Origin of the sequence: Streptomyces niveiscabiei (genome assembly GCF_033794345.1) — a bacterium.
In the GTDB taxonomy this organism is placed as follows: Bacteria; Actinomycetota; Actinomycetes; order Streptomycetales; family Streptomycetaceae; genus Streptomyces; species Streptomyces niveiscabiei.
On sequence record NZ_JARAYJ010000014.1, the window covers coordinates 140247 to 166801 of the forward strand.

27 protein-coding genes are annotated in these 26555 nt (G+C 72.9%); 13 read left to right on the forward strand and 14 right to left on the reverse strand.

Annotated features, from left to right (window positions below; translation table 11 throughout):
• Positions 1 to 35: 35 nt before the first annotated feature.
• From PV682_RS21230 to PV682_RS21275, 10 genes are all read left to right on the forward strand, one after another.
• Positions 36 to 1286 carry an ATP-grasp domain-containing protein gene (locus PV682_RS21230; protein WP_319732090.1) on the forward strand — a complete coding sequence of 417 codons (1251 nt, stop codon included), beginning with the start codon at positions 36 to 38 and terminating at the stop codon, positions 1284 to 1286.
• The gene (locus tag PV682_RS21235; RefSeq protein ID WP_319732092.1) at positions 1283 to 2089 is read left to right on the forward strand and encodes a Rossmann-like domain-containing protein; all 807 of its coding nucleotides are present in this window, start codon (positions 1283 to 1285) and stop codon (positions 2087 to 2089) included. The genes PV682_RS21230 and PV682_RS21235 overlap by 4 nt, the downstream gene beginning before the upstream one ends.
• Complete coding sequence (locus PV682_RS21240) at positions 2086 to 3168, forward strand: PLP-dependent cysteine synthase family protein (protein ID WP_319732094.1); 1083 nt, start codon at positions 2086 to 2088, stop codon at positions 3166 to 3168. Before PV682_RS21235 ends, PV682_RS21240 begins: the two co-directional genes overlap by 4 nt.
• Positions 3165 to 4208, forward strand: a complete 1044-nt coding sequence (locus PV682_RS21245; RefSeq protein ID WP_319732096.1) for a dipeptide epimerase — start codon at positions 3165 to 3167, stop codon at positions 4206 to 4208. Before PV682_RS21240 ends, PV682_RS21245 begins: the two co-directional genes overlap by 4 nt.
• Entirely contained in the window at positions 4192 to 5439 is a 1248-nt protein-coding gene (locus tag PV682_RS21250; RefSeq protein ID WP_319732098.1) for an MFS transporter, read from the forward strand. Before PV682_RS21245 ends, PV682_RS21250 begins: the two co-directional genes overlap by 17 nt.
• A gap of 3 nt (positions 5440 to 5442) precedes the next feature.
• Positions 5443 to 6219, forward strand: a complete 777-nt coding sequence (locus tag PV682_RS21255) for a class I SAM-dependent methyltransferase (RefSeq protein ID WP_319732100.1) — start codon at positions 5443 to 5445, stop codon at positions 6217 to 6219.
• 9 nt (positions 6220 to 6228) lie between these two features.
• A complete protein-coding gene (locus tag PV682_RS21260) occupies positions 6229 to 7791 on the forward strand; it encodes an ABC transporter substrate-binding protein (RefSeq protein WP_319732102.1) in 1563 nt (520 codons plus the stop codon).
• Positions 7788 to 8741 (forward strand): ABC transporter permease, encoded by a 954-nt coding sequence (locus PV682_RS21265; RefSeq protein ID WP_319732104.1) that lies wholly within the window; start codon positions 7788 to 7790, stop codon positions 8739 to 8741. Before PV682_RS21260 ends, PV682_RS21265 begins: the two co-directional genes overlap by 4 nt.
• Positions 8742 to 8818: 77 nt before the next feature.
• Positions 8819 to 9595 (forward strand): ABC transporter permease, encoded by a 777-nt coding sequence (locus PV682_RS21270; RefSeq protein ID WP_319732197.1) that lies wholly within the window; start codon positions 8819 to 8821, stop codon positions 9593 to 9595.
• Positions 9596 to 9951: 356 nt separating this feature from the next.
• The gene (locus PV682_RS21275) at positions 9952 to 11394 is read left to right on the forward strand and encodes an ABC transporter ATP-binding protein (protein ID WP_319732199.1); all 1443 of its coding nucleotides are present in this window, start codon (positions 9952 to 9954) and stop codon (positions 11392 to 11394) included.
• On the opposite strand, the gene PV682_RS21280 is transcribed toward PV682_RS21275, so the two are convergent.
• From PV682_RS21280 to PV682_RS21305, 6 genes are all read right to left on the reverse strand, one after another.
• On the reverse strand, positions 11348 to 11863 hold the full coding sequence (locus PV682_RS21280) for a MarR family winged helix-turn-helix transcriptional regulator (RefSeq protein ID WP_319732107.1): 516 nt from the start codon (positions 11861 to 11863) through the stop codon (positions 11348 to 11350). The genes PV682_RS21275 and PV682_RS21280 overlap by 47 nt on opposite strands.
• A gap of 66 nt (positions 11864 to 11929) precedes the next feature.
• On the reverse strand, positions 11930 to 12856 hold the full coding sequence (locus tag PV682_RS21285; protein WP_407705715.1) for an ion transporter: 927 nt from the start codon (positions 12854 to 12856) through the stop codon (positions 11930 to 11932).
• 164 nt (positions 12857 to 13020) lie between these two features.
• Positions 13021 to 13977, reverse strand: coding sequence for a Dyp-type peroxidase (locus PV682_RS21290; RefSeq protein ID WP_319732111.1), 957 nt, complete (start codon positions 13975 to 13977; stop codon positions 13021 to 13023).
• Between the two features lie 238 nt (positions 13978 to 14215).
• Positions 14216 to 15169, reverse strand: a complete 954-nt coding sequence (locus PV682_RS21295) for an ankyrin repeat domain-containing protein (RefSeq protein ID WP_319732113.1) — start codon at positions 15167 to 15169, stop codon at positions 14216 to 14218.
• A 64-nt stretch (positions 15170 to 15233) separates the two neighbouring features.
• Complete coding sequence (locus PV682_RS21300; protein ID WP_319732115.1) at positions 15234 to 16073, reverse strand: alpha/beta fold hydrolase; 840 nt, start codon at positions 16071 to 16073, stop codon at positions 15234 to 15236.
• Between the two features lie 169 nt (positions 16074 to 16242).
• Positions 16243 to 17145 carry an AraC family transcriptional regulator gene (locus tag PV682_RS21305; protein WP_319732117.1) on the reverse strand — a complete coding sequence of 301 codons (903 nt, stop codon included), beginning with the start codon at positions 17143 to 17145 and terminating at the stop codon, positions 16243 to 16245.
• A gap of 89 nt (positions 17146 to 17234) precedes the next feature.
• Here PV682_RS21305 and PV682_RS21310 point away from each other — a divergent pair, with 89 nt between their 5' ends.
• The gene (locus tag PV682_RS21310) at positions 17235 to 18068 is read left to right on the forward strand and encodes an NAD(P)H-binding protein (protein ID WP_319732119.1); all 834 of its coding nucleotides are present in this window, start codon (positions 17235 to 17237) and stop codon (positions 18066 to 18068) included.
• 152 nt (positions 18069 to 18220) lie between these two features.
• Positions 18221 to 19129, forward strand: coding sequence for a peptidoglycan-binding domain-containing protein (locus PV682_RS21315; protein ID WP_319732121.1), 909 nt, complete (start codon positions 18221 to 18223; stop codon positions 19127 to 19129).
• Here PV682_RS21315 and PV682_RS21320 read toward each other — a convergent pair.
• The 5 genes from PV682_RS21320 to PV682_RS21340 all read right to left on the reverse strand — a co-directional run bounded on the left by PV682_RS21320 (position 19126) and on the right by PV682_RS21340 (position 23428).
• A complete protein-coding gene (locus PV682_RS21320) occupies positions 19126 to 20100 on the reverse strand; it encodes an ABC transporter substrate-binding protein (RefSeq protein ID WP_319732200.1) in 975 nt (324 codons plus the stop codon). The genes PV682_RS21315 and PV682_RS21320 overlap by 4 nt on opposite strands.
• Before the next feature lie 20 nt (positions 20101 to 20120).
• Positions 20121 to 20876: a heme ABC transporter ATP-binding protein gene (locus PV682_RS21325; protein ID WP_319732123.1), complete on the reverse strand. Its 756-nt coding sequence runs from the start codon at positions 20874 to 20876 to the stop codon at positions 20121 to 20123.
• Between the two features lie 5 nt (positions 20877 to 20881).
• Positions 20882 to 21922 (reverse strand): FecCD family ABC transporter permease, encoded by a 1041-nt coding sequence (locus PV682_RS21330; RefSeq protein ID WP_319732125.1) that lies wholly within the window; start codon positions 21920 to 21922, stop codon positions 20882 to 20884.
• Positions 21923 to 22172: 250 nt separating this feature from the next.
• Positions 22173 to 23153, reverse strand: coding sequence for an RNA polymerase sigma factor (locus tag PV682_RS21335; protein WP_319732127.1), 981 nt, complete (start codon positions 23151 to 23153; stop codon positions 22173 to 22175).
• Positions 23153 to 23428, reverse strand: a complete 276-nt coding sequence (locus PV682_RS21340; protein ID WP_319732129.1) for a hypothetical protein — start codon at positions 23426 to 23428, stop codon at positions 23153 to 23155. Before PV682_RS21340 ends, PV682_RS21335 begins: the two co-directional genes overlap by 1 nt.
• A gap of 925 nt (positions 23429 to 24353) precedes the next feature.
• Between PV682_RS21340 and PV682_RS21345 the strand changes: the two genes are divergently transcribed.
• Positions 24354 to 24599, forward strand: coding sequence for a hypothetical protein (locus PV682_RS21345; protein ID WP_319732202.1), 246 nt, complete (start codon positions 24354 to 24356; stop codon positions 24597 to 24599).
• Here PV682_RS21345 and PV682_RS21350 read toward each other — a convergent pair.
• The 3 genes from PV682_RS21350 to PV682_RS21360 are packed head-to-tail and all read right to left on the reverse strand — an operon-like array spanning position 24511 to position 26522.
• Positions 24511 to 24765 carry a hypothetical protein gene (locus PV682_RS21350; RefSeq protein WP_319732209.1) on the reverse strand — a complete coding sequence of 85 codons (255 nt, stop codon included), beginning with the start codon at positions 24763 to 24765 and terminating at the stop codon, positions 24511 to 24513. The genes PV682_RS21345 and PV682_RS21350 overlap by 89 nt on opposite strands.
• Positions 24758 to 25414: a GNAT family N-acetyltransferase gene (locus PV682_RS21355; RefSeq protein WP_319732131.1), complete on the reverse strand. Its 657-nt coding sequence runs from the start codon at positions 25412 to 25414 to the stop codon at positions 24758 to 24760. Before PV682_RS21355 ends, PV682_RS21350 begins: the two co-directional genes overlap by 8 nt.
• Positions 25407 to 26522 carry a hypothetical protein gene (locus PV682_RS21360; RefSeq protein ID WP_319732133.1) on the reverse strand — a complete coding sequence of 372 codons (1116 nt, stop codon included), beginning with the start codon at positions 26520 to 26522 and terminating at the stop codon, positions 25407 to 25409. Before PV682_RS21360 ends, PV682_RS21355 begins: the two co-directional genes overlap by 8 nt.
• Positions 26523 to 26555: the final 33 nt, after the last annotated feature.

Genomic DNA, 26555 nt, shown 5'->3' on the forward strand with positions numbered 1-26555 from the left:
CCGAGAACTCAACTCCTGTCCCTGAAAGGGGAGTCGTGGCTCATCTGCTGGTGGTCGAGAGCTGGGTCGGTTCGATGAGCAGACTGCTGCCGAGAGCGATCCGCGAGAGCGGGCACACGTTCACCTTCCTCACCCGCGATCTGCACCACTACCTGCGCTCGGCGCCCGAGGGCACGGCACACCCGCTGCTCGGAGCGAGCAACGTCGTCACCGCCGACACGAACGACACGGACACCCTGCTGCCCCGGGTGGCCGGCCTGCACGGCGTGTTCGGCTTCGACGGCGTCGTCACGTCCTGCGACTACTACCTCCCGACGGTCGCCCGCATCGCCGCCCGCCTGGACCTCCCGGGCCCGGGCGCGCAGGCCGTGGAGAACGCGTGCCGCAAGGACGCCACCCGCCGCGTCCTCACCGAGGCCGGCGTTCCCGGCCCGCGTTTCGCCGTCCGCACCGAGTGGGCCGAACTCGCGGACGCGGCGCGGGAGATCGGCTACCCGCTGGTCGTGAAGCCGGTCGACCTGTGCGCCGGGATGTTCGTCCGGCGCGTCGACGACGAGGCCCAACTCGCGGACGCCTTCCGCGCGTTGTCGGCATTCCCGGTCAACGCCCGCGGCCAGCGCCGCGATCCGGCCGTCCTCCTCGAAGAGCTGCTGGACGGCCCCGAGGTGAGCGTGGAGACGGTGTCGCACGCGGGGACGGTCCACGTGATCGGCGTGACCGACAAGAGCATCGGCGGACAGCCGGCGTTCATCGAGACGGGCCACATGTTCCCGGCCGCCCTCTCCCCGGCGGACACCGAGGCCGCCGAGCACACCGCGCTGGCCGCCCTGAAGGCGCTGGGCCTGGTGGACGGCGTCGTCGCGCACACGGAGGTCAAGCTGACCTCCTCGGGCCCCCGGATCGTCGAGGTCAACCCGCGTCCGGCGGGCAACCGCATCACCGAACTGGTCCGCCACGTCACCGGGATCGACCTGGCCGCCGCGTTCGTGGACGTCGCCCTCGGCCTCGCCCCCGACCTGGCCCGCAAGGACACCGGCCTGGCCAGCGCCGCGATCGGCTTCGTCGTCCCCGAGACCTCCGGCACCCTCGAAGCCCTGGACGGCGGCGGCCTCCCCGGCGACCTCCTGGAGGTCCAGCTCGCCGAGCCGGGACGGCAGGTGAAGGCGGCCGGCAGCAACAACGAGTACCTCGGCCACGTCATGGCGGGCGACCCGCACGGCCCCGGCGCCCGCGACCGCGTCGAGTCGGCGCTCGCCACTCTCCGCGCCGGGCTGGTGATCCGGTGACCGCCCTGACCAAGACCTCCTTCGACACCCTCCTGCGCCAGGCCCTCGACGGCCGCCTCGGCCCCGACCCGGCAGGCGTACGCGTCGCCGTCGCCTTCCGCACCCAGCAGGCCGTACGGCACGACGGGCGCGGCACCGGCTACCGCAACGAGGTGCTGAGCCTGCGCATCGGCGAGGCCGTCGGGTCCTGCGCGGTCGAACCGGGCGCGCTCCCCGAGGAGGCGCTGGACGACTGTGTCGGCGCAGACGTCGCCCAGCTCCTCCAGCACCCCCTGCTCCCGGTGCGCGTCGCCGCACTGGACGCCTACCTCATGCACGCCGTCCCGCACGGCGGCGAGCCGGTCGCGCTGCCCGCCGGGACGTCCCTGGAGAAGTCCCGGGTGCGCGCACAGGCCGTCGTCGAACTGCTCGACGTGCCCGAAGGGTCGACGGTCCTGGTCGTCGGGGTCGTCAACTCCCTGCTGGAGGCGCTGCGTTCACGCGGCCTGCGGTATGTGGCGTGCGATCTGAAGGGCGGTACGACGGAGTGGGGCGAGCCGGTCGCCGTCGACGCCCTCGCGGCCCTGGACGGGTGCGACGCGCTGCTGGTGTCCGGGATGACGCTGGGCAACGGCACGTTCGACGCGCTGCGGGAGCGGGCCGGCGGGCGTCCGCTCGTCCTGTTCGCCCAGACCGGCAGCGCGGTCCTGCCGCACTTCCTCGGGCACGGGGTGAGCGCGGTGTGCGCGGAGCCGTACCCGTTCTTCTGGCTGGACGGCGGTCCCGGGACCGTCCACCGCTACCGTGCCGGAGGCGTGCGATGACCACGACCGCGGCCGAACGCGCCGTAGCCCGCCCGGAGTTGCTCGGCCTCCTCGGCCGCACCCCCATCGCGCGGATCACCGCGGGACTGCCCGGACCGCAGCCCGGGTTCTGGGCCAAGCTGGAGGGGCTCGGCGCCGGCGGGATGAAGGCGCGGGCGGCCGTGTCGATGCTGCTCGGCGCCCGGGAGCGGGGTGAACTCCGGCCCGGCGCACCGGTCGTCGAGTCCACCTCGGGCACGCTCGGCATCGGGCTCGCGTTCGCCGGGCAGGCGCTCGGGCATCCGGTGGTCCTCGTCGGGGACCGCGAACTGGAGCCGTCCATGCGGCAGTTGCTGCGCGCGTACGGCGTCCGCCTCGACCTCGTGGAGCGTCCGGCGCCGGTCGGCGGCTGGCAGGCGGCCCGACTGGCCCGGCTGCGCGAGCTGTTGGCCGCCCTGCCGGGCGCGTACTGGCCCGACCAGTACAACAACCCCGACAACACGGCCGGTTACGCCTCCCTGGCCGCCGAACTCGCCGTGCAGCTCGACCACCTGGACATCCTGGTGTGCAGCGTCGGCACGGGCGGGCACAGCGCCGGGGTCATCGGGCCGCTGCGCCGCCACTGGCCCCGGCTGCGCCTGATCGGCGTGGACTCGACGGGTTCCACGATCTTCGGGCAGCCCGCCAGGCCCCGGCTGATGCGCGGCCTCGGCAGCAGCATCCACCCGCGCAACGTCGCCTACGACGCGTTCGACGAGGTCCACTGGATCGGCCCCGCCGAGGCCGTGGACGCCTGCCGCAGGCTGGCCCGGGAGAGCTTCGTGAGCGGCGGCTGGAGCACGGGCGCGGTCGCGCGCGTCGCCGCCTGGGCGGCCCGCGTCCACCCGGGCGCGGTCGTCGCGACCGTCTTCCCCGACGGCCCCCACCGCTACCTGGACTCCGTCTTCGACGACGACTTCGCCACCGCCCACGGCCTGGCCCCCGCCACGGCGGCCACCCGCCCGGTCGAGATCCCGCACCCCAGCGCCGCCGAGGCCACCGGCTGGGCCCGCTGCACCCGCGTCACCGATCCGCTGAACTCCCAGGAAAGGACCCCGTGAAGGCCACCCTGCGCACCGTACGCCTCGACCTCGCCGAGCCGCTGCGCATCTCCCGCTCCACCATGTCCGCCCGCGACGCCGTCTGGCTCACGATCGAGGACCCCGACGGCACCCGCGGCCACGGCGAGGCCGTCAGCAGCGTGTACTACGACCTGGACGCCGAGACCCTGACCCGGCACCTGTCGGCCGTGGACCTGACCCGCTACCCGGACCCCGAAACAGCCCTGTACGACGGCGAGTTGACCGGCCCCGACACGCCGCCGGCGGTCACGGCGGCCGTCGAGTCGGCGCTGCTGGACCTCGTCGGCAAGCGGGCCGGGAAGCCGGTGCACGCCCTGCTGGGCTCCCCCGCGGCGCCGGTCGCCGCGACCGCGCGGACCATCGGCATCACCTCGCTCGCGAAGGCCGCCGCCGAGGCCCGCAAGCTCGCGGCCTGCGGTTTCCGAGTCATCAAGATCAAGGCCGGGGCGGCCGATGAGGCCGTGGAGCGCGTCCGGGTGATCCGCGACGCGGCGCCCGAGGCGCGGCTCCTGCTCGATCCCAACGGGGCCTGGAGCGTGGCGGAGGCGCGTCACCTGCTCCCCCGGTTCGCCGAACTCGGCGTCGAAGCCGTGGAACAGCCGGTGGCGCCCGGCGACCCCGAGGGGCTCGCGGCGCTTGCCGCTGAATCGCCGCTGCCGGTGATCGCCGACGAGGACGCCGTACGCATCGAGGACGTCCGGCGCCTCGCCGGGCGCGTCCAGGGCGTCAACGTCAAGCTCGCCAAGTGCGGCGGCGTCCACAACGCCCTGCGGATCGCGGAGTTGATCGAGGGCAGCGGGACCGCGCTGATGCTGGGGTGCCTGACCGCGAGCAGTCTGGGGATCGCGCCCGCCGTGCATCTCGCCGACCGGGCACGCTGGGTGGACCTGGACGGGCATCTGCTGCTGGCCCGCGATCCCTGGTCGGGGATCGGGGGCGACGACGGGTACGTGCGCACGAGCGGGCTGCCCGGGCTCGGGGTGCGGTTCGGGGGTGTGTCGCGTGCGCACGTGGCGTGAGATGCGGCAGTTCCCGCTCGCCGTACAGCTGTTGCTGGTCAACCAGTTCGGCGTCAACACCGGTTTCTATCTGCTGATCCCCTATCTCGCGACGCACCTCGGGGAGAACCTGGGGCTGTCGGCCGCCGTCGTCGGGGTCGTCCTCGGGGTGCGCAACCTCAGCCAGCAGGGGCTGTTCATCATCGGCGGGTCCGCGTCCGACCGGCTCGGGGCGCGCGGGGTCATCATCGCCGGGTGCGCGCTGCGGACCGTCGGGTTCGCGCTGTTCGCGCTCGGGGACAGCCTGCCGGTGCTGCTGGCCGCGTCGGTGCTGAGCGGGTTCGCGGGGGCACTGTTCAACCCGGCCGTGCGGGCGTACGTCTCGCAGGAGTCGGGGGAGCGCAAGGCGGAGGCGTTCGCGCTGTTCAACGTGTTCGCGACGGCCGGAGCGCTGGTCGGGCCGCTGCTGGGGAGCGCGCTGCTGCTGGTGGACTTCCGTACGTCGGCGCTGACGGCCGCCGCGATCTTCGCGGCCCTGACCATCGCCCAGGCGCTCGTGCTGCCCGCCCGCGAGGTCGCGCCGAGCAAGGGCACCGTCCTCGGGGACTGGCGCGAGGTGCTGGGCCAACGCGCCTTCCTGGCCTTCGCGTTGGCGATGGTCGGCATGTTCACCCTGGAGAACCAGCTCTACCTGCTGCTGCCCGACGGCGCTCGCCGGGCCACCGGCTGGGACGGGGCCGCCGGGATCGTCTTCCTCGTCGGCACCCTCGCCAACCTCGCGCTGCAACTGCGGATCACCGCCGCCCTCAAGGAGCGCGGGAACAGGGCGCGGTGGATCGCCGTCGGGCTCGGCGTGATGGCCGCCGGCTTCCTGCCGCCCGCCGTCGTCGCCGGGGTCTCCGACGGACCGACCGCCCTGCGGGTGCTGCCCGTTCTCGCCGGGACACTGCTGCTGTACCTCGGCGTGATGGTCGCCCAGCCGTTCGTCATGGAGCTCATCCCCCGGTTCGGCAGGCCCGAGCTGACCGGCACGTACTTCGGGATCTTCTACGTCGTCTCCGGTATCGCGGCGGCCGTCGGCAACGCGGTCGTCGGGTGGGCGATGGACACCGGGGAGCGCGGCGACGCGGCCTGGCTGCCGTGGGTGTGCTGCGCGGCGTTCGGGCTGCTGTCGGCGGCCGGGGTGGCCTGGCTGCACCGGCTGGGCTCACTGCCGTCCGAGGCGCGCGCGGTCGCCGCGACGGGGGTGTGAACCATGTCCAACCTCCTCACGGACAACCCCGCCCTGTACGAGGCCCGCTTCCCCGACGCCGAACGGCTCGCCGGGCGCTGGGCCGAGGACTGCCTGCGCCGGTACGACGCGGGCGCGCGCGTCCTCGACCTGGGCTGCGGCACCGGGCGCGACGCCGCGTACCTGCACGGCACCGGCCGTACCGTCACCGGGGCCGACCTGTCGGAGGCGATGCTCGCGCATGCGCGATCCGTCCATCCCGGGCCCACCTACGTCACGGCCGACCTGCACGGATTCGACCTGGGCGCAGGCGAGTTCGACGCCGTGCTGTGCCTGGACAGCGCGCTGCTGTACTGCCACACCGACGACCAGCTCGACGCCTGTCTGCGGTCGGTGCGGCGGGCGCTCGCGCCCGGTGGGCTGCTGGTCGCGGAGATGCGCAACGGGGCGTACTTCCTGGGCCGGACGGACCTGTTGGACACGCCGGGCGTGAACTCCTTCGTCTGGCAGGGGGTTTCGTACCGGTCGACGACCACGCTCACCGTGGACCGCACGGCTCAGCTGCTGCGCCGGACGCGGGTCTGGGAGACCGAGGACGGTCCGGTCGAACAGCGGTCGGCGTGGCGGCTGTTGTTCCCGCTGGAACTGCGGCACCGGCTGGCCTCGCACGGGTTCGAGGTGCTGGAACTGCACGACGGACCCGGTCCGCGTACCGAACCTCCGTGGCGGGAGGGGCTGTTGCCGGGGTCTGCGGCGGATGCCGACCGGCTGCATGTGATTGCTCGACTCACTACTTCTTGAGGATGTCCGATGCGTTTTTCTTTGGGTCGCCGGGGTTTTCTGGCGGCGGGGGCGGCTTCGCTGGGTGCGCTGGCGGTGAGCGGGTGCGGTGACTCCGGCGACGGGGGCGGCGCGTCCGGTGGTGACACGCCAAGGCGCGGTGGCCGGCTGCGGGCCGCCTTCGCGGGCGGCGGCGCGAGCGAGAACCTCGACCCGCACCTCGCGAACCTCTTCGGCGACGTCGCCCGCGCCAAGGCGCAGTACGACAAGCTCGCCGACTACGGCCCGAACCTCGCGGCCGTACCCCGGCTCGCGGCGAAGTGGGAGCCGAACAAGACCCTCGACCGGTGGCAAGTGACCCTGCGCGAGGCCGAGTTCCACGACGGGAGGCCCGTCACCGCGCAGGACGTGCTCTACAGCTACCGCCGGATCGCCGACCCGGCGAAGGCGTTCCGCGCCAAGGCGTCCCTGGAGCCCATCGACCTCAAGGCGAGCCGGGCCACGGGGACGCGGACGATCGAGTTCGTGCTGAAGCGGCCGACCGCCGAATTCCCCAACGTGCTGGCCGCGTTCGGCGCGTACATCGTGCCCGACAAGGCGGCCGACTCCGACTTCGGCAAGAAGCCGGTCGGCTCCGGCCCGTTCAGGTTCGTGTCGTTCGCGCCGGGCCGCTCGGCGGTCTTCCGCCGCAACGACGCCTACTGGGAGGGCGCCCCGCACCTCGACGAGCTGGAGTTCGTCGTCGCGAACGAGGAATCGGCGCGCGTCAACGCCCTGTTGGGCGGCCAGATCGAGTACGCGCACGAGCTGAACCCGACGACCGCCCGCGCCCACGAGGGACGCGGGCAGATCGAGATCGTGCGGCTGCGCGGCAGCGCCATGCAGGCGTTCGCGATGAAGACCGACCGGCCGCCGTTCGACGACCCGCGCGTACGGCAGGCGTTCTTCCTCATCGCCGACCGGCAGGAACTCGTGGACGGCGCGCTGTCGGGCGCGGGCGTCGTCGGCAACGACCTGTTCGGCAAGGGGTACGAGTACTACGCGGCCGACCTCCCGCAGCGCGCCCAGGACCTGGCGAAGGCGCGGGCGCTGCTGAAGGCGGCCGGCGCCTCGGACCTCAAGGTCACGCTGGACACCTCGGAGGTCGCCGCCGGGTTCACGGAGGCCGCCGGGATCTTCCGCGACCAGGCGAAGAAAGCCGGGGTCACGGTCGAGGTGCGGGTCGGCAGCAAGGACTCGTACTGGAGCGACATCCTCGACTCCGGTGTCCTCGCCTGCTACCGCTCGGGCGCGATGCCGATCGAGGCGCACATCTCGCAGCGGCTGCTGACGGACTCGACCACCAACGCGACGCACTGGCGGCACAAGGACTTCGACGCGCTGTACCAGCAGGCGCAGTCGACGCCCGACGCGACCCAGCGGGCCGCCGTGTACGGGCGGATGCAGCGGCGGCTGTACACCGAGGGCGGGTTCCTGGTGTGGGGGTTCGCGGACTGGATCATCGGAACGGGCCGCCAGGTCAAGGGAGTCGAGAAGGCGGCTCCCGCCAACACGCTGGGCTGGGCGCGGTTCGACAAGGTGTGGCTCGCGTGAGTTTTCTCGGCTCGTTCGTCGTCCGGCGGCTGCTGCTCGGCGTCGCGCAGACCGTGGCCGTGGTGCTGCTGGTCTTCGCGCTCGCCGAGGCGCTGCCGGGCGACGCGGCGGTCGCCCTCGCGGGCGATCAGCCCGATCCGGCGCGGATCGCCGCGATCCGGGAGGCGATGCACCTCGACCAGCCCGCCGGGGAACGGCTGCTGACCTGGGCGGGCGGTCTGCTGCACGGGGATCTGGGCACGTCCCTGGTCTCCGGGCGGCCGGTCTCCCTGTACCTCTCCGAGGGCTTCGGTCCGACGCTGCTGCTCGCCTCGCTGACATTGCTGCTGCTGATCCCGGCCGGGTTCGGGCTGGGGGTGCTGATGGCCCGTCACGAAGGCGGCTGGATCGACCGGTTGGCCAGCGCGGTGACCCTCGGGGTGTACGCCGTACCGGAGTTCGCGCTCGGGGTGCTTCTCGTGACGGTGTTCGCGCTGCGCCTCGACTGGCTGCCGCCGACCGCTGTCGGGTACGGGACCGAACTCCTCGCGCATCCCGCCGTGCTGGTGCTGCCGGTGCTCGTTCTGCTGGCCCGGCCGGTGTGTTCGCTGTCGCGGCTCGTGCGGGCCGGGATGGTCGAGGCGCTGGCCTCGCCGTACGTGGCGCAGGCCCGGCGGTACGGGGTGCCGGAGGCGCGGGTGCGGTATCTGCACGCGCTGCCCAACGCGCTCGCGCCGGCCGTGCAGCAACTGGCGCGCACCGTCGACTGGTTGCTGTGCGGGGTGATCGTCGTGGAGGCGTTGTTCGTGATTCCGGGGCTGGGGACGGTGCTGCTGAACGCCGTGTCCGAGCGGGACGTGCCGGTCGTGCAGGGGCTCGCGGTGGTGTTCGGGGTGCTGACGGTCGTACTGAATCTGGGGGCTGATCTGGTGGCGCATCGGTTCGCACCTCGGGCGGAGGTGGCCGCGTGAAGGGGCGGTTCGGCCTTGCGGGGCGCCGGTTCGGCTTCGGGGGGCGGTTCGGCTTCGGGGGGCGGCGGCGGTTCGTCCTGGGCGTGGTGGTCGTCGCGGTGCCGCTGCTGCTGGCGCTGCTCGGGCCGGTGTTCGCGGGTGAACCCGGGCCCCGGGGAACCTCGTTCACGCTGGGGGGCGGTCACTGGCTGGGCACCGACTTCGTGGGGCGGGACGTCGTCCAGCAGATCCTGCACGGCGGGCGGCCGGTGGTCGTGACGGCGCTCGCGGCGACCGCGCTGGCCTATCTCGTCGCGCTGCCCGTCGGGTTGTGCTGTGCGCTGACGCATCGGCGGTGGCTGGAGGAGGTGTTGATGCGTCCGCTGGACGTACTCCTCGCGGTGCCTTCGCTGTTGCTGATCCTGCTCGTCGCGGCCGTGTTCTCGCCGGGGCCGGTCGGGCTCGCGCTGCTGGTGGCGGCGGTGAACGTGCCGGACGCCGCACGCATCGTCCGGGCCGCCGCCGGGGAGGCCGCGTCGCGCCCGGCCGTCGAGGCGCTGCGGATGCAGGGCGAGGGGTGGTGGCGGATCGCCGTCGGAACCGTCGCACGCTCAGGCGTACGGACGCTGGCCGCCGACGCGGGGACCCGGCTCACCGGGGTGCTGTACCTGGTGGCCACCGCCGCGTTCCTCGGCGTCGGGGTCGAGCCGGACGCGGCGGACTGGGCGGTGATGGTCGACCGGAACCGGACGGGGCTGTTCGTGCAGCCGTGGGCGGTGGTGGTACCGGCGCTGCTGATCGTGGCGCTGACGACGGGGACGAATCTGCTGTTCGACGCGGCGTTGGGCCGTAAGAAGGGGACAACGGTCTCATGAGTGGTGCGGGTGGGAGCGGCGGGGCTGTTGCGGACGGGGACGGTGGGGCGGCTCGGATTCCGGACGCGGGCGGCGGGGCCTCGCGGGGTCCGGGCGGAGGTGCTGGGCTCGGGCGCGTTCCCGGCGTAGACGGCGGAATCTTCCACGCTGCCGACGGCGGCGGAGCCGGACGTCCCCTCAGCGGGCGTAGCAAGGCTGGGCAGGTCCCCGACGGAGGTGGCGGGCTCGCGCGCGGTGCGGCCGGAGGCGGCGGGGCCCGGCGTACGCCGGAGAGAGATGCCGAGCCCCCACGCGTCCCAGCCGGAGACGGCCCCGCCGGGCACGTCGTCGCCGAACTCCGTGATCTCCGCGTCGAGATCGGCGGCCGGGCCATCGTCGACGGGGTCAGTCTCCGGGTGGCTGCCGGGCGCGTCACCGCGCTGGTGGGTGCGTCGGGGAGCGGCAAGACCACGACGGGGCTCGCACTGCTCGGGGAGTTCCCGGCCGGTGCCGTCGTGACCGGCGAGGCGCGGGCCGCCGAGCGGGTCGGGTACGTGCCGCAGCATCCGGCCGCCGTCCTCAACCCCGCCCGCCGGGTCTCGGCGCTGCTGACGGACATCGCCCGCACCCGGCCCCGCACGGAGCGCCGGGGACTGCTGGCGGGCGCACTCGCCGACGCCCAGGTCCCCGAACCCCTGCTGCGCCGCTTCCCCCACCAGCTCTCCGGCGGCCAGCAGCAGCGCGTCACCCTCGCGCAGGCCCTCCTGCTCGGTGCCCAGGTCGTCGTGGCGGACGAACCGACCACCGGGCAGGACGCGTTGACGAAGAGCCGGGTGGTGGAGGAGCTCTCCGCGCTGGCCGCGCGCGGCATCGCGGTGGTCCTCCTCAGCCACGACCTGGACGTCGTCCGGGCCCTCGCCGACGAGGTCCACGTCATGCGCGCGGGCCGCGTCGTCGAGTCGGGCCCCGTGGACCGCCTCCGCCTCACCCCGCAGCACCCGTGGACCCGCGAACTCTTCGACGCGGCACGCCCGTTCACGGCACCGGACACGACCCCCGGCGAACAGGTGCTGCACATCGAGAACGTGACGGCCCGTCACCGCCGCACCCCGGTCGTCCACATCCCCCGCCTCACCCTGCATCAGGGCGAATGCCTTGCCGTGGTGGGCCGTTCGGGCAGCGGCAAGACGACCCTGGCCCGCGCCCTGGCCGGCCTGCACCGCACCTACGACGGTGAGGTCACCCTCGACGGCACCCCTCTCCCCCGCAGCCTCCGCGACCGGACCCGCGCCCAACTCGCGGCCGTGCAGTACGTGTTCCAGGACGCGCGCTCGGCGTTCGACGAGCACCGCACGATCCTGGACCAGGTCTCCCGCACGGCGATCCGCCTGCGCGGCCTGCCCGCACCGGCCGCACAGGAGGAGGCCCGCGACGCCCTGACGACCCTCGGTCTCACCGAGTCCCTGTGGGCCCGCCTCCCCGCCGCCCTGTCCGGCGGCGAACTCCAACGCGCCGCGCTGGCCCGCGCGTTGCTCGCCCGCCCCCGTGTCCTGCTGTGCGACGAGATCACCTCGGCCCTGGACCCGGTGACCCGCCGCACGATCCTCGACACCCTCACCGCGCTCCTGCGCACCCGCCCCGACCTGACCCTCGTCCTGATCACCCACGACCTCGACACGGCCGCCCTCGCCCACCGCGTCGCGGTCCTGGACGCGGGCGAACTCGTCGAGGAGGGCCCGGCGGACGACATCCTCACCCGCCCGGCCCATCCCTTCACGGCCGCCCTGACCCGGACGACGGCCCGGTTGCAGGAGATGTGAGCACCCCTGCCGGGTCACCGGCGTTGCGGATCATCCGCCGGAGCACCTTGACGGCCGTGACGTAGTCGGCGTCGTCGATGCCCTCGTGCAGGCGCGCGCGGACGGCGGGCGCGTGCCGCTTGACCTCCGTACGGGCCTCCTCGCCCGCCTCCGTGATCCACAGCCGGCCGTCGCCGTCGCGGGTGATCCAGCCCTTGGCCAGGAGGGTCTGTGCCTCGGTGGACAGGTCGTCCTCGGGGCGGAGGTAGGTGGCCATGGCCTCCTTCAGCTCCGGGACCGTCCTGCCGTGGCCGTCGGGCGAGAGGTCGAGCGGGGAGAGGTTGCGCAGGATCCAGAACTGCGGCTGGGAGGTGCCGAGTTCGGCCATGTGCGCGCGGATGCGGGCGATGGTCGCCTCGTGGGCGAGGCCGGTCCAGTACGCGACGGGCTGCGCGGCGAGGTCGGTGTCGGTGAGGTGCTGGGCGGTCATGCCGGGTTCCCCCTGGGTGTGGTCGGTGCGACACCCGGGACGGTAGAACCTCGACTTAAGTCGAGGTCAAGGTCCGGGTCTGCCCGCACCCGCGAGGTCCCGTTCGAGGTCGTCCAGGGCCTGGCGGGCCGCGCTGATGCGGGCCCGCAGGAGGTCGTTCTCCGCCGTGCCGGGGCCCGGGGACACCGGTCCGAGGGGTTCCCGGGGCTCCCGCGCCGCCTCCCGTCCCGTCTCCCCCACCGCCTCGCGTTCCATCTCCCGCGCCTCGTCCAACGACGTGATCACCACCCCGATCAACACATTGACCAGCACGAACGACGCCAGCAGGACGTACGAGGCGTAGTAGACGAGGCTCCAGCGGGAGATCTCCAGGCCGCTGTGGACCGCGTCCCCGATGCCGTCCAGCGTCATCAGCAGGAAGAGCGTGAGGACGGCCCGCCCGATGGAGCCGTAGTGCTGCGGGTCCTCGCGGCTGAAGAAGACCCAGCCGACCATCGCGTACACGTACAGCAGCAGCGCCCCGACCAGCAGGAAGCTCAGCGTGCCGGGCAGGCTGCGGATCACCGCGACCAGCATGACCCGCAGCTGCGGCAGGAACCGCGCGCTGCGCAGGACCCGCGCGAGGCGCAGCAGGCGCAGGATCGTGGTGTTCTCGCGGACCACCGGGAGGAAGGTCGTGAGGATGACCGCGAGGTCGAAGAGGTTCCAGGGGTCCTTGAAGAAGTCCCGGGGCCGGTCGGCGTGCGCGCCGAGCCGGACGAGGAGTTCGACGGTGAAGACGGCGAGGCAGAGGTGTTCGGCGAACCGTAACCCCGTGTGCCAGCGGGCGACGAGACCGGCGTAGGTCTCCACGCCGAGCAGCGCCGCGTTGAGGAGGATCACCGCGAAGACGGTGAGGGCGAACCACCGGGACTCGGTGACCGCGCGGCAGCGGTCGGCCAGCTCCTGGCGGGCGGGGTTCATCGGCGCCACCTCGATCGCCGGGTCGTGCATGTGCGGCATCCTGCTGTCCTGGCTCCTTCGTCACGCGTGCGAGAGGGCACACCCGGTCAACCCGCCCCGGACGAGAGCGGGTTGAGTGATCACCCCGGGATACTTCTACAGGACAGCTCTTCTACAGGACAGTAGAGAGGTGCCGCCTCGCCGGACCGCACGCCTCAGCGCGCCGCCAGTCTCCTGAGGAAGTCCGTCGGCGGTACGAAGAACATCGTGCCGGTCACCGCCTCGGAGAAGTCCAGGATCGGATCGGGCCCGGTGTCCTGCGTGCCGAGGAACATCCGGCGCAGCATGGTCTCCGGGACCTCGGGATCGGCCGCGTAGGCGATGAAGTACGTCCCGAACTCGCCGTGTCCGGGCCGCCCGAACGGCATCGCGGCGCGCAGGATCCGCCGCTCCTCGCCGTCGTCCCCGGTCAGCGTGTTGACGTCGACGTGGGAACCGGGGCGCTCCAGCTCGATGTTGGTCGCCTTGGTCCGCCCGATCACGCCCTCCTGCTCCTCGGTGGCGAGCTTCTCCCACGCCTCGACGTCGTGCAGGTACTTCTGGACGAGGGCGTACGACCCGCCCGCGAACGCCGGGTCCTCGGCGCCGACGAGCGCGGTCTCGGCGGCGGTCCGGCCGACCGGGTTCTCCGTGCCGTCCACGAAGCCGAGGAGGTTGCGGGCGTCGAAGTAGGAGAACGCGTGCACCTCGTCCTGGAGGACGGCGACCCCGCGCAGCCGCTTCACGATCTCCGTGGCGAGCGCGAAGCACAGGTCGGGGCGGGTGGCGCGGAGGTGGAACAGGAGGTCGCCCGGGGTGGCGACGGCCCGGTGCCGGGGGCCGTCGAGGGGCCGGAACGGGTGCAGGGCGGCGGGGCGTTCGCCGCCTGCGCAGATCCGGTCCCAGCCGTCGGCGCCGATGCCCGCGACGCACGACAGCTGTCCGTCGGGGTGCCCGAAGCCGATCGACCTGACCAGTCCGGCGAGCCCGGCGAGCAGGTCCCTGGCCACGGGTTCGCCGCCGGGTTCGACGGTGAGGACGAGGAAGACAGCGGCGGAGGCCGGTGTCCCGACGACGGGCTGTGCCCGCTCCTCGGTCGGCCGGTGCTCCGAAGCAGACCAGGACGACGACATGGCTCCCCTCCCTGCGGATCCCCGCCGGATCCGGTGACGCGTGGCTGTGCTGGTGTCCGGGCCCCGGCGCCTTCGGCCGGGCGGACCGCCCCCGTGACCCTGCCCGGCGGACCGGCCCCCGAAGCGCGGTCCCGGAGTGACGGCTTCCACCCTCGGCCCTGGCCCGCCCGGCGCCAACGGCGCCCATGGGTCGCACGGTTGCCCGGAGGGCGCCCGCCGGGGCAGTGGCCCGGCTCGTTCACTCCTTCCAGTAGTCCCGCTCCGGCAGCCGCACCCACCGGTCCGGCTGTCCCGTGAACGCCTTCGCGTCGACCGGCCGCAGGCCCGCCCACGCGCAGGCGTACGCCATCGGCTCCAGCGCGTAGAGGTAGCCCATGAGCACCTCGTCGGCGCTCTGCCCGACGTCGGTCCCTCCGCCGGGGTGCAGGTCCCATTCCTCCACCACGCCGTCCCTAACGACGCACCCCTGGTTGCCGCTCTTGGGGTTGGCGTACACCCCGTACGCACGCGTCCCGGCGGTCAGCCGCTTCATCACTCCGGGCGTCTGCGGCCCGTACCCCCACGGCTGGGCGACGACACACCCGCCGGGCACCGTCGTCACGCCGACGGTCAGCAGGCTCTCGTCCATGTCGACGTCGTACGGCGCCTCCAGCAGCTCCTTGAGGTCCTCGGGGTCGACCTCGCCGCCCTCCAGGCGCCGTACGGCCTCGTCGGCGTCGATGCCCGCGACGCAGGCGACGCCCATGCCGTCGTGGTAGAACTCCCCCAGCGCTGCCAGGAGCCGGGCCGCCTCCTCCGCGACCGAGCGCTCGGCGTCCGTCAACCCGGGCTGTCCCCCGGGCCGTTCGAAGAGGTCCGGCGTCGGTCCCGCGAGGGCGAGGCGGCCCGGGGACCAGCCGCCGAGCTGAGGCAGCCAGGGGTCGGCTCCGGCGGCGACGAGCGCTCGGGCGTGCTCGACGCGCCGGGACTCGACCGCCTCCCACAGCGCGGTCCTGCCCTCCCACAGGGCGTCCACATCAGCGACGCGCCCCGCGAGTTCGGCAACGACCTCGGGCGAGCCGGAGACGGCCGCCCGGTGCAGGGGCAGTCCGCCGCTCCACGCCTCGGGGTCCGCGCCCGCGTCGAGCCGGGCGCTGATGTCCCCGTGGTCCGTCCAGTCCCACCCCATGCCCACCCAGTTCCCGCCGGTCATGCCGCGCCCCTCGCTCGTCGATCACCACTGCCCCCACCTTCGCAGACGCCACTGACAACGCCCCCTACTCCCGCAGGAACCCGCCCACGACCTGCGCAAACGCCTCCGGCTCATCCAGCCAGGGGAAGTGCCCGGCGCCCGCCAGCACCACCGTCTCCGCCCCCGGCAGCAGCCCAGCGAACTCGCGCACCACCCCCGGCGGAGCCACCACGTCGACCTCCCCCGCGACCACCAGCACCGGCACCCCGACCCGGCCGAGCGCCTCGCGCGTACGCGCGGGTTCGTACGCCCCGTCACCGCCGTACGCCGCGAGGATCACCGGATCCAGTGACTCCCCGGCGTGATGCGCACGCGCCCGCGCGTCCCAGCGTCCGTACGACAACGGCGTGACGGCCTCCCACGCGTCCGCGTCGCCCCGGCCCGCGCAGATCGACGACAGGGCCGCGTACGCCGACGGGAACCAGGGTTCGCCGTCCCGCAGCCGTGCGACGGCCAGCCGTTGCTCCCCGGTGATCTCCAGGCCGACGGCCCTGGTGCTGGGGGTGATGAGCGCGAGCCGGGCGAGCCGCTGCGGGTGGCGTTCGGCGTACAGGGCCGCGAGGTTCGCGCCCGCGCAGTGGGCCAGCAGATTCACCCTTTCGAGACCCAGGTGGACGCGGAGCGCCTCGACGTCGTCGACCATGCGGTCGCAGCGGTACGAGGCGGGGTCGGCCGGGGTGGCCGAGCGGCCGGTGCCCCTGAGGTCGAGGCGGATCAGCCGGTGCCGGTCGGTGAGGCCGCCGAGGCCGGCCAGATAGGCGGAGTCGGTGGGGCCGCCGGGGAGGCAGACCAGGGGGTCGCCGGTGCCGGTGGAGTGGAGGGCGAGGGGGGTGCCGTCGAGGGCGGGGAAAATGTCGTACGCCATGAGGTCCGAGCCTTTCGGTGTGCCGTATCAGGGCACACCGAGCGCTTGACCTGGGTCAGCCGCGTCGTCCGGACTCGTCCGGGGTGAGTGCCCTGCCTGCTCCTGCGGTGATGGGACTCACCTCCTCGGTCGGTGTCGACGGGCGCGAGGAACCACGCCTGCGATGAGATTACCAGCCCGCACCCGCCTCCTCCGCCGTACCCGCCCCTCGCTCCGGTCCAGCCCCCTCCGCCGCACCCGCACCGCCCTTCGCGCCCGCCGAGCCCTCCCGCACCCCCGCAGACCTCCGGTACACGCTCGGGCTCACCCCGTACGCCCTCTTGAACGCGGCGCTGAACCCGAACGCGTCCGCGTACCCCACCCTCCGCGCCACCGCCCCGACCGTCTCCCGCGACCCGGTGAGCAGGTCGGCCGCGAGGCTCATCCGCCAGGACGTCAGGTAGGTCAGCGGCGGGGTCCCGACCAGCCGCGTGAACCGGTCGGCGAGCGTCGTGCGGGACACGCCCGCCTCGGCGGCGAGGCCGACGAGCGTCCAGGCGCGCTCGGGTGCCTCGTGCATGACCCGCAGGACCGGTCCGACGACCTCGTCGCCGAGCGCCCCGAACCACCCCGGCGGCAGGTTCCCCGGCCGGTCGAACCACCCCCGCAGCGCGCACACCAGCAGCCAGTCCAGCAGCCGGTCCTGTACGACGGGCCGGCCGCTGTCCCCCGACCCGGCGAGGAAGTCCAGCAGGGGCGCGCACCCCTCGTCGCCCGGCACCACCATCACCTCGGGCAGCACGCCGGCCAGCCGCCGCCCGACGGCACCCGGGGCGTCGTACACCCCCGTGAGCAGGACCGCGGGCTCCGCCTCGGACAGCAGCCGGACGGCGCCGGGCCCGCGCACGACGACGGTGTCACCGGCCCGCACCCGCTCCCCCGGGTCCAGGCTCCCCGTACCGCTCAACACCGCGCACAGCGTCAGGGAGTTGTCGCCGCCCAGCGGTACCGACCAGGGCGGTGTGAGGTCGGTGCGGCGCAGCCCGGCACCGTCCGCGCGCACGCCTTGCAGCAGATCGTCGAACGGATCCATGCCGACACCCTAGTGGCCCGGACGATCACGCAATTCCGCCGGACGTTCAGCCATGTCCCCCGGTTTGACAGGCCAGTTGACTGCGTGGCATGACGAACTGCACAGACGCGGTACTGGTACTGGGAGCGACGGGGAAGGTGGGCCGGCGCCTCGTTCCGGCGTTGCGGGCGGCCGGGCGGGAGGTGAAGGCGGCCTCGCGGACCGGCGCGGTGCGGTTCGACTGGGCCGAACAGGGCACGTGGGCGGGGGCGTTGGCGGGGGTCGGCGCCGTGCATCTGCTCGCGCCGGAGGATCCCGGGCTCGCCCAGCCCTTCGTGGAGCAGGCGGTCGGCGCCGGGGTGCGCCGGTTCGTGGCGCTCTCGGGGCGTGGCGTCGACAGGGTCGCGCCGGACACGTTCCGGGGAATGGCCGCCGCGGAGAAGGCCGTTCGGGAGTCCGGCGTCGAGTGGACGGTCCTGCGGCCCAACAACTTCCACCAGAACTTCGACGAGGACCTGTGGCAGGCCCCGCTGCGCGCCGGGCGCCTGGCCCTGCCGGCCGGTGACGTCCCCGAACCCTTCGTGGACGTACGGGACATCGCGGAGGTGGCCGCCGCGCTGCTGACGTCCGACGGGCTCCAGGGCGAGGTGTACGACCTGTCGGGTGCGCGGGCGCTGACGTTCGCCGAGGCGGTCGCGGAGATCGCCCGGGCCGCCGAACACCCCATTGCTTACGAGGAGTTGACGCCTGAGGAGTACCGTTCCGAGTTGCTGGGCCAGGGGTTCCCGAAGGAGGCGGCGCATGAGCTGAACGCCTTGTTCGCGGCGATGCGCGCCGGGCACTCCGCCGTGCCGACGGACACGGTGGCGCGGATTCTCGGGCGGGAGCCGGTCTCCTTCACCGAGTACGCCGAGCGCGCGGCGGCGTCCGGCGCCTGGCGGTAGCGCCGGACCGGCCCCCGACGGCTCCCGCCGCCCGGCATGGCGGGAGCCGCCAATCCCAACTCCCGTATCCCGCCCTCCACTTGTGGAGACCCGTGAAGGTTGAAAGGGGGACTTCCGCATAGGATCGGAGATCTCGTGGAGAGGGACCAGGCGTGAGCGAACACAACGACAGGGCGGCGTTCGGGGGCGAGGACGGATCGGCCCGGGGACTCGCCCCGGCATCCGGCCCGGGGCACGCACCCGGCGCGGCCCCGGAGTCCGCCGCGGAATCCACCCTGGAGTACCCCTCGGGCCTCGTCCCGGGTTCCGGGGGAAGCCCCGCCCCGGGCACAGCCCCCGGTGGGACCCCCGCGCCCGGCCAGGTGCCGTCGTACGACTTCATGCCCGCGCCCGGCCCGGGCCCCGGCCTCTTCCCGGAGCCCGCCCCCGAGCCGGACCCGGACGACCCCGAACTCGGCCCGGACACCGACGAGAAGCCCCCGGCCAAGCGCAGCCGCATAGCCATCGTCACCGTCACCGCGGCCACCTTCGCCGTGACGGCCGGCATCCTCGTCGGCGTCTCGATGTACCAGACCCCGACCCGCGGCGACCACCTCCAGGACGACCTGCGCGCGGGCGTCCCCGACCAGGTCTCGGCCAGCGCGGAGCAGTCGCCCGGCGCCTCACGGAGCCCCTCGGACTCCGCGAGCCCCTCGGCCTCGGAGTCGCCCTCGCAGAGCACCAGCGCCTCCCCCACCGACTCGCCGTCCGCCTCCCCCACGGCGTCCCCGACGGCGGACCCGGCCGCGCCCCCGACGGCCGCACCGGACCCCACCCCCACCCAGGCCGACGACGCCCCGCGCGTCCTGCGCCTCGGCGACACCGGCCCCCAGGTCCGGGAGCTCCAGCTCCGCCTCAAGCAGCTCGGCCGGTACGACGGCGAGGCGACCGGCGTCTACGACGAGAACGTCCAAAGCGCCGTACGCACCTACCAGTTCACCCGCCTGATCCTCTCGGACGAGTCCGGCGTGTACGGCGCGACGACCCGCCAGTCCCTGGAGTCGGAGACGCAGCGGCCCTAGGAGACGGTCTTCAGGTACGCGGCGAGCCGGGCGATGGCCGACGGGTTGCGGGGGCTCTCGACCAGGTCGACGTAGTCGAGGACGAAGATCCGCTTGTTCCTGACCGCCGCGACGTTCTTCAACGGGGCGTACGACAGAAGGAAGTCGCGCTTCTGCTCGGCGCTGACGTCCCCGTAGTCGCAGATCACGATGACGTCCGGGTCACGTGCGACGACGGTCTCCCAGCCGACGGTCGTCCAGGAGTCGTCGACGTCGTGCGTGACGTTCTCGCCGCCGGCCGCGCTGATGATCTGGTCCGGGGCCGCGTACTTCCCGGAGGTGAACGGCGCGTCCTGGCCGCTGTCGTAGAGGAACACCTTGGGCCGCTTGGCGGGTGCCTTGACCTGGGCTATCTCCTTCTTGAAGGAGGCGATCAGGGTGGCCGCGCGCTGCTCGACGCCGAAGAGCTGCCCGAGAGTGGTGAGGTCGGTGTAGAGCGCCTCCAGCGGCGGCATGATGCCCCGCGAGGTCTCGGTACGGCCGTTGCGGCACGACTCGGTGAGGATGTACGACGGGACGCCGAGCTTGGCGAGGGCGTCGGGGGTGAAGCCGCTGTCCTCGCGGAAGCCGTAGTTCCACCCGGCGAAGACCAGGTCGGCGCGGGCGTCGAGGACGTTCTCCTTCGTCAGCTGTTCCTTGGAGAGCCACGTGACCTTCCGGTATCCGTCCTTCCACGGCACGCCGCTCAGGTCCCCCTTGTCGTCGGGCATCGCGAACCCGGCCATCCGGTCCTCGAGTCCGAGCGCGAACATCAGCTCGGTGATCCCGACGTCGTTGGTGACGACGCGTTCGGGTACGTGGTCGAAGGTGACCTTCTTGCCGCAGTTGGTGATGGTGACCGACTTGTCCTGCGGAGCGGACGCGGTCTTCTCCACGGAGGCCCCGCAGCCGGTGACGGTCAGGCACAGGGCGACGGCGGCGAGTTGACGCAGGGAGGGCACAGGGGGTTCCTTTACAGGCGGTCGAAGAGGAGTTGCACGGCGCCGGTGGCGGGGTGGCGCACGGGGTGGGCCTTGACGCCGAACACCTCGGCGAGCAGGGCGGGTCGGAGGACGTCCGCCGGAGTCCCGGACGCGACGACGCGGCCCGCGTCCAGGACGTACAGCCGATCGCAGTACGCCGCCGCGAGGTTGAGGTCGTGCAGCGCGGCCAGGACGGTGAGCCCGGCGTCGCGGACGAGGGCCAGGACGTCCAACTGGTGGGCGATGTCGAGGTGGTTGGTGGGTTCGTCGAGGACCAGGACCCGGGGCTGCTGGGCCAACGCCCGGGCGATCAGGACGCGTTGGCGTTCGCCGCCGGACAGGGCGAGGAAGCCCCGGTCGGCGAGGTGGCCGACGCCGGTCGCCGCCATGGCCTCTGCGCAGATCTTCATGTCCTCGGCGTGGCCGCGCCGTTCGTGCGGGAGGCGGCCCATCTGGACGACCTCGGTGACGGTGAAGTCGAACTCGGCGCCGGACTCCTGCGGAAGCGCGGCCAGCACCCGGGCGGCGGCGCGCGGCGCCATCGTCCGCAGATCCTCGCCGTCGAGCCGTACAGTCCCCGCTGCGGGCCGCAGGGCCTGGTAGACGCACCTCAACAGGGTTGATTTCCCGCTGCCGTTGGGGCCGACGAGGCCGACGACCTCGCCGGGTCCCGCGGTGAGCCGTATGTCGTCCACGAGGCGCACGCCCGCCGCCTCCACGCTCACGCCGTCCACGTCGAGCCGCATGCCGGTCACCACTTTCCGCCGAACGCGTGGCCGCCGCGCCGCATCAGCAGCAGGAACGCGGGGACCCCGACGACGGCCGTGATCACGCCGACGGGGAGTTCGGCGGGTGCGAGGAGCAGGCGGGACAGGATGTCCGCCCAGACGAGCAGGACGGCCCCGGCGAGCGGGGCGAGCGCGAGGACACGGCGGTGGTCGGCGCCGACGGCCATCCGCACGAGGTGCGGGACCATGAGCCCGACGAACCCGATCGCGCCACTGACGGCGACCAGCGTGCCCGTCACGGCGGCCGTCACGAGGAACAGCTCCCGCCGCAGCCGCTCCGGCCGCACCCCGAGGGAGGCCGCCGTCTCGTCGCCCATCGCGATCGCGTTCAACGCCCCGGCCCGGCGCCTGAGCCACGTCCACCCCGCTACGACGGTGACGGCGGCGATCGGCACCTGCGCCCACGTCGCCCCGCCGAGGCTCCCGAGCAGCCACATCATCGCCGAGCGCGCCGCCTCGCCCCGCGCGGCGCTGAACACCATCACGGTCGTGATCGCCTCGAACCCGTACGCCAGCGCCGTACCCGTCAGGATCAGGCGCAGCGGCGTGAGGCCGCGCGGGGTGCGGGCGACGGCGTAGACGAGGGCCATCGCGGCGAGCGCCGAGCCGAACGCGGAGACCGACAGGGCCCAGACGCCGAGCCCGGCGAAGGCGCCCATCAGGATGACGGCGTTGGCGCCGACGGCCGCGCCGGAGGAGATGCCGAGGACGAAGGGGTCGGCGAGGGCGTTGCGGACCATGGCCTGCACGGCGACGCCGACGGAGGCGAGACCGGCGCCGGCGAGCGCGCCGAGGACGACGCGGGGCAGGCGGATCTCCCAGACGATGGTGTAGTCGGCGGCGTCCCGCGCGGAAACGGTTCCGCCGGTCAGGCCGGCCCACAGGAGCTTCAGCGAGTCGGCGGCGCCGATGCCGGAGGCGCCGAGGACGACACCCGCGAGTAGGGAGATCAGTAGGAGCAGGGTGAGGGCAACGGTCAGCAGGGCGAGGGGGGTTCGGCGCACCGGCGGTCCTTCGGCTGAGGCCGCCGGAGGGACGTCACGCGGGAGACACGCCTTGCGGTCCCCTCTCGCAGTCCACGGCGAGCGGTCGTACGGGTCGCGTGCCGGCCGTGGGCGATCGGGCTCGCGCGGAAGCGTTTCCGCGTTCCGCGCACACCGTTGCGGGTCAGCGCCGGATTCTCACCGGACTTCCCCCGCGGGAGGCATGCGGAGCCTAACAAACCGGTCCGGCGCTTCCGTCCGGGGCCGCCTGTCAGTCCAGGTAGTCCCGCAGCGCCTGCGACCTGGAGGGGTGGCGCAGCTTCGACATCGTCTTCGACTCGATCTGCCGGATCCGCTCCCGCGTCACGCCGTACACGAGCCCGATCTCCTCCAGCGTGCGCGGCCTGCCGCCGAACAGGCCGTAGCGCAGCGCGATGATCCCCGCCTCGCGGGCGGTCATCTCCGCGAGCATCGCACGCAGGGTCTGCTGGAGGAGGCCGAAGGCGACCTGTTCGACCGGGGAGGGTACGTCCGCGTCGACGATCAGGTCGCCGAACTCGGTGCCGGAGTCGTCCGCGAGAGTGGTGTCCAGGGAGACGGGTTCCCGTGTGTAGCCGTCGAGTTCGGTGAGGCGTTCCACCGGTACGTCGGCCTTCTGGGCGAGTTGGGCGGGGGTGGGTTCCATTCCGGTGTCGTGGATGATCTCGCGGCGGACCCGGGCGATGCGGTTGATGATCTCGACCGTGTGGACGGGGACGCGGATCGTGCGGCCCTGGTCGGCCAGGGCCCGGCTGACGGCCTGCTTGATCCACCAGGTCGCGTACGTGGAGAACTTGAAGCCCTTCGCGTAGTCGAACTTCTCCACCGCCCGGATGAGCCCGGTGTTGCCCTCCTGGATCAGGTCGAGGAAGGCGAGGCCGCGGCCGGTGTAACGCTTCGCGACGGAGACGACGAGGCGCAGATTGGCCTCGACGAGGTGCGTCTTGGCGCGCCGGCCGTCCTCGGCGAGAAGAGCCAACTCCCTTGCTTCGTGGGCGGTTTCCGCTGCCAGGAGGTGTTCCGCGTACAGCCCCGCCTCGATGCGTTTCCCGAGGTCGACCTCCTGTTCAGCGGTGAGCAGGCGGACGCGGGAGATGAGGCGGAGGTAGTCCTTGACGGGGTCGTCGGAAGCTCCGGCGGTCGTGAGACGGGGTACGGGAGCGTCGTCGTCCTCATCCTCCGGGGCCCGCTGTTCCAGGTCGAGCAGGGTCATCACGCCTCCGAGGGGGAGTGCGGGAAACGGCCGGGGTGGGGGGCGACCTGTTCCGGGGTGCCGTCGAGGACGAAGAGGCTGCATCCCCTCACCCTGCGCGCGAGTCCGACACGCTGCGCCTCGCCGCCGGACAGGGTGGTCGCGGACCGCCCCAACGAGAGGACATCCGCGCTGGACCTGCCCCGGCAACTCACCTCCAGCGTCGCCCTGTTGTACCGCGCTCTCGCGCACGGCACGTACACGCCCGGCAGAAAGTTCGCCTCCCCCCTGATCATGCCGTCCCCCCGACAGCTCCCACACCGCCCGCAAAGTCGACGCGGAGGGCGCCGTCGGCGGATGCCGGGTTTGATCGCGAGACGGCCCTCGGGCTCCTCCGGCAACCTGCCGACGATCTGCTGCGGCGTCTGCCGCCGCACCTGCTCCCCGCGCTCCGCGACCGCCCCGACCATCGACCTCGGATTCCCGCTGGCCCCCTTCTGTCCAATCACGGCATAGCGCCGCCGCCCCTTCACGAAAATAGCATCGAAGACCAGACTGGATTTCCCCGCCCCGGAAACCCTCGTGAACACCGTCAGCGCATTCCTGGGCAGCTCCGCGGAAACATCCCGAAGATTATTCTGCCGGACACCTTTGACGACGAGACAATTTCGCACGGGGCAACGGTAACACCGCCGGAGAGCGAGCCCGGGGCCTCATTTCGGGGACTCAGAGTGTGGGATAAATCGCGCTTGACAAGAACTCCGAAATCGTGAGCAACGAATTCAAAATATCGCCGTCGAGATACTTGCCAAACAGCAAAAACCGTGCCCCCTGACACCGGCATGCGAAGCTGCATCACCCGATCCCGGCTGACCCGGAACTGAACGCCTTCCTGAAACCCCCCACCCCCGGCCAACACCTCACCGGCCACATCGCCTCCATCGAGCCCCTTGGCATCTTCGTCGCCCTGGACGACGGCCCTCGCCACCCCACGTACCCCGGCGTCGGCTTCATCACCCACCCCGACTCTCCTGGTACCGCTTCGACTCCCCTTCGGACATCGTCACCCTCGACACCCACGTGACCTGTGAGTTCCTCCGCCGCGACACCTGGAACGCCGAGGCCCGCCTGTCCCTGCGCGCCCTCTCCCCGGACCCCGTCCGACTTTTCCCCGACACCGACCCGGTGAGCCGGGTTGTACGGGCCCGGGTGACCAAGGTGGTGCCGTTCGGGGCGTTCGTCGAGGTCACACGGGGCGTCGAGGGGCTGCTGCGGGAGTTCGGCCTGGAGAAGGGGCAAGAGGTGGAAGTCGTGGTAACGGAGGTCGACCGGGAGCGGCGGCGGGCCAGCGTTGCCGGTGCGGGTGGGAACGTACGCGTCAGCGGACGGAGCTGTTCCACTGGTCGAGGTTCAGCACCACAGGCTCCCCCGTGGTCTTGCTGTAACGACGCCGCACCAGAATGCTGAACCCCAGCTCGTGCAGGGCGATTTCAGCGGCGTGAGTGTTGCGCGGATCTTGCCCCTTCCACGCGTTGCGCACGAGCAGGATCGCGAGGCCCTCGATCCGACATGCCCAGCCCCAGCAGCCTATCCACCTTTCAGCCGCCAAGTACCCACAATCCACCTCACTCAAGGCGCACACTCACCTGCTCCCCCACCTCCCGGAACCCCAGCTTCCCCGCCACCCTGCGCGACGCCCCCACCCGTGCCCGCCACTGCGGCAGCAGCCCCGCCTCCAGCGCGTGCCGTACCGCAGCGCCGGCCGCCTCGGTGGCAAGGCCCCGCCCCCGGGCCTCCGGTGCGGTGAGGACGCAGAGGTGGGCGACCGCGGTGGGCCAGAGCTGGTACCCGGCGGCGGCGAGGATCCCGTGGCCGTCGTGGGTGGCGAACACGGGTGAGTCGGTGTCGGCGAGGCCGCTCTCGGCGGCGTCCTTGTCGCCCACGGCGTCCAGGAGGGCGCGGACCGCTTCGGGGGACGCGGACGCGCTTGTGGTGCCCCGGAGGCCGCCGGGCGGCAAGTAGCCGAGCGTTGCCGGTCCCAGCACCTCGTCTCCCGCCCGCCGCAGCGCCTCGAAGTCACCCGGTACCCGTCGCGCCGTGTCCTCGTCCGGCGCTGTGATGAGGACCGTGTCCCCGATCCGCACCGCCCCGACCCAGGACGGCGGACACAGCCGGGAACCCGGCGAGACGACCACCCGCACCCCGCCGTCGGGCGGAAAGCGGGCCCCCGCCAGTTCCTCCCACAGCTCCCGCACCCGGCCGGGCAGCGCGTCTTCAGGCATCCCCGGACCGTACCCACCGCACCACAGCCGCCGCGGCGACCCGCGCACCGCCGCTCCCGAAGCGGTCCAGCAGCCCGGTGGCCCGCCCCTTGCCCATCCCGGCGACGGCGTCCGCGACCCGGAGGGCGAACCGTCCGTCAGGGTCTGCGCTCAACTCCCGCAGCGCGGAGGTCAGCACGCCGGCCATCTCCGGCGCCCCGTCCCCGAAGTCGACGGCGAGCCCGAAGTCGGACCAGTCGACGAGCCCGTCGCAGTAACCGTGCGCGGCGACGACGTCGGCTTGCTGAGCCTGGGTCGTGTTGGTGGCCGGAAGGAGCACGGTGGGCACTCCGGTCGCGGCGGCGTCGTAGATGTTGCCGAGCCCGGGCGTCATGAAGGCGTACGGCGCTTCGCGCAGGAGGTCGAGCACCTCGCCGCGGCGGTACGTCCCGACGCTCACCCCGCTCACGGTGGAGGCCAGTTCACGCGCGATGCCCTCGCTGGTCACGACGAGGACGGAGCACGACGCCGGTACGGCGCTCCGGACGCCTTCGACGACGAGCCGCGCGTACGCCTCGACCTCGCCGGTCTCCCAGAACGGATTGCACAACCCCCCGAGATTCACGACGACTTGACCCCCACCGCCGCCCCACCCGCCGCCGGGCTCCACCAACGGCGGCACGACGACACTCCGCGCCCCCGCCAACTCCGGCTCCCCGGCGACCCGTTCGCGCACCCCGAAGAAATCCTGCGCGAGGTACAGCACGCTCTCGTCCCGCACGACGGGCCACACCCAGGGCCAGAACCAGGCCAGCGCGTCGTACACGGCGACACGGAACCCCGCCTGACGGGCCATCAGCCCGAACGCGAAGTCCATGGACGTGAGGACCGCGTCGTACTCCCCGGCGAGCCCGCGCAGCCGGTCGAGGCAGGCCGCTTCGGAGAGGCCGGTGACGTCATGGACGGCCGTGTACGGCGGCCGGTGCTGGAGATCGAGCGTGTGGCCGCCCCCGACGTACCCCAACTCGGCGCCGCACGCGAGGAGTTCCTCGGCGAGCACCGCCGAGGCGGCGGCCGGCCCGAAGCCGAAGGCCTCGGCGTTGAGAAGGATGCGCGGTCCGTCGCCCATCGGGTCCCCCTACCTCATCACGCACGCCACCCG

What these genes read in the sequence shown, in the direction of transcription:
- PV682_RS21240 (WP_319732094.1), top strand. Translation starts at nt 2,086, where the DNA reads ATGACCACGACCGCGGCCGAACGCGCCGTAGCCCGCCCGGAGTTGCTC.
- PV682_RS21255 (WP_319732100.1), top strand. Translation starts at nt 5,443, where the DNA reads ATGTCCAACCTCCTCACGGACAACCCCGCCCTGTACGAGGCCCGCTTC.
- PV682_RS21260 (WP_319732102.1), top strand. Translation starts at nt 6,229, where the DNA reads ATGCGTTTTTCTTTGGGTCGCCGGGGTTTTCTGGCGGCGGGGGCGGCT.
- PV682_RS21280 (WP_319732107.1), bottom strand. Translation starts at nt 11,863, where the DNA reads ATGACCGCCCAGCACCTCACCGACACCGACCTCGCCGCGCAGCCCGTC.
- PV682_RS21285 (WP_407705715.1), bottom strand. Translation starts at nt 12,856, where the DNA reads ATGCACGACCCGGCGATCGAGGTGGCGCCGATGAACCCCGCCCGCCAG.
- PV682_RS21290 (WP_319732111.1), bottom strand. Translation starts at nt 13,977, where the DNA reads ATGTCGTCGTCCTGGTCTGCTTCGGAGCACCGGCCGACCGAGGAGCGG.
- PV682_RS21295 (WP_319732113.1), bottom strand. Translation starts at nt 15,169, where the DNA reads ATGACCGGCGGGAACTGGGTGGGCATGGGGTGGGACTGGACGGACCAC.
- PV682_RS21300 (WP_319732115.1), bottom strand. Translation starts at nt 16,073, where the DNA reads ATGGCGTACGACATTTTCCCCGCCCTCGACGGCACCCCCCTCGCCCTC.
- PV682_RS21305 (WP_319732117.1), bottom strand. Translation starts at nt 17,145, where the DNA reads ATGGATCCGTTCGACGATCTGCTGCAAGGCGTGCGCGCGGACGGTGCC.
- PV682_RS21310 (WP_319732119.1), top strand. Translation starts at nt 17,235, where the DNA reads ATGACGAACTGCACAGACGCGGTACTGGTACTGGGAGCGACGGGGAAG.
- PV682_RS21325 (WP_319732123.1), bottom strand. Translation starts at nt 20,876, where the DNA reads ATGCGGCTCGACGTGGACGGCGTGAGCGTGGAGGCGGCGGGCGTGCGC.
- PV682_RS21335 (WP_319732127.1), bottom strand. Translation starts at nt 23,153, where the DNA reads ATGACCCTGCTCGACCTGGAACAGCGGGCCCCGGAGGATGAGGACGAC.
- PV682_RS21340 (WP_319732129.1), bottom strand. Translation starts at nt 23,428, where the DNA reads ATGATCAGGGGGGAGGCGAACTTTCTGCCGGGCGTGTACGTGCCGTGC.
- PV682_RS21355 (WP_319732131.1), bottom strand. Translation starts at nt 25,414, where the DNA reads ATGCCTGAAGACGCGCTGCCCGGCCGGGTGCGGGAGCTGTGGGAGGAA.
- PV682_RS21360 (WP_319732133.1), bottom strand. Translation starts at nt 26,522, where the DNA reads ATGGGCGACGGACCGCGCATCCTTCTCAACGCCGAGGCCTTCGGCTTC.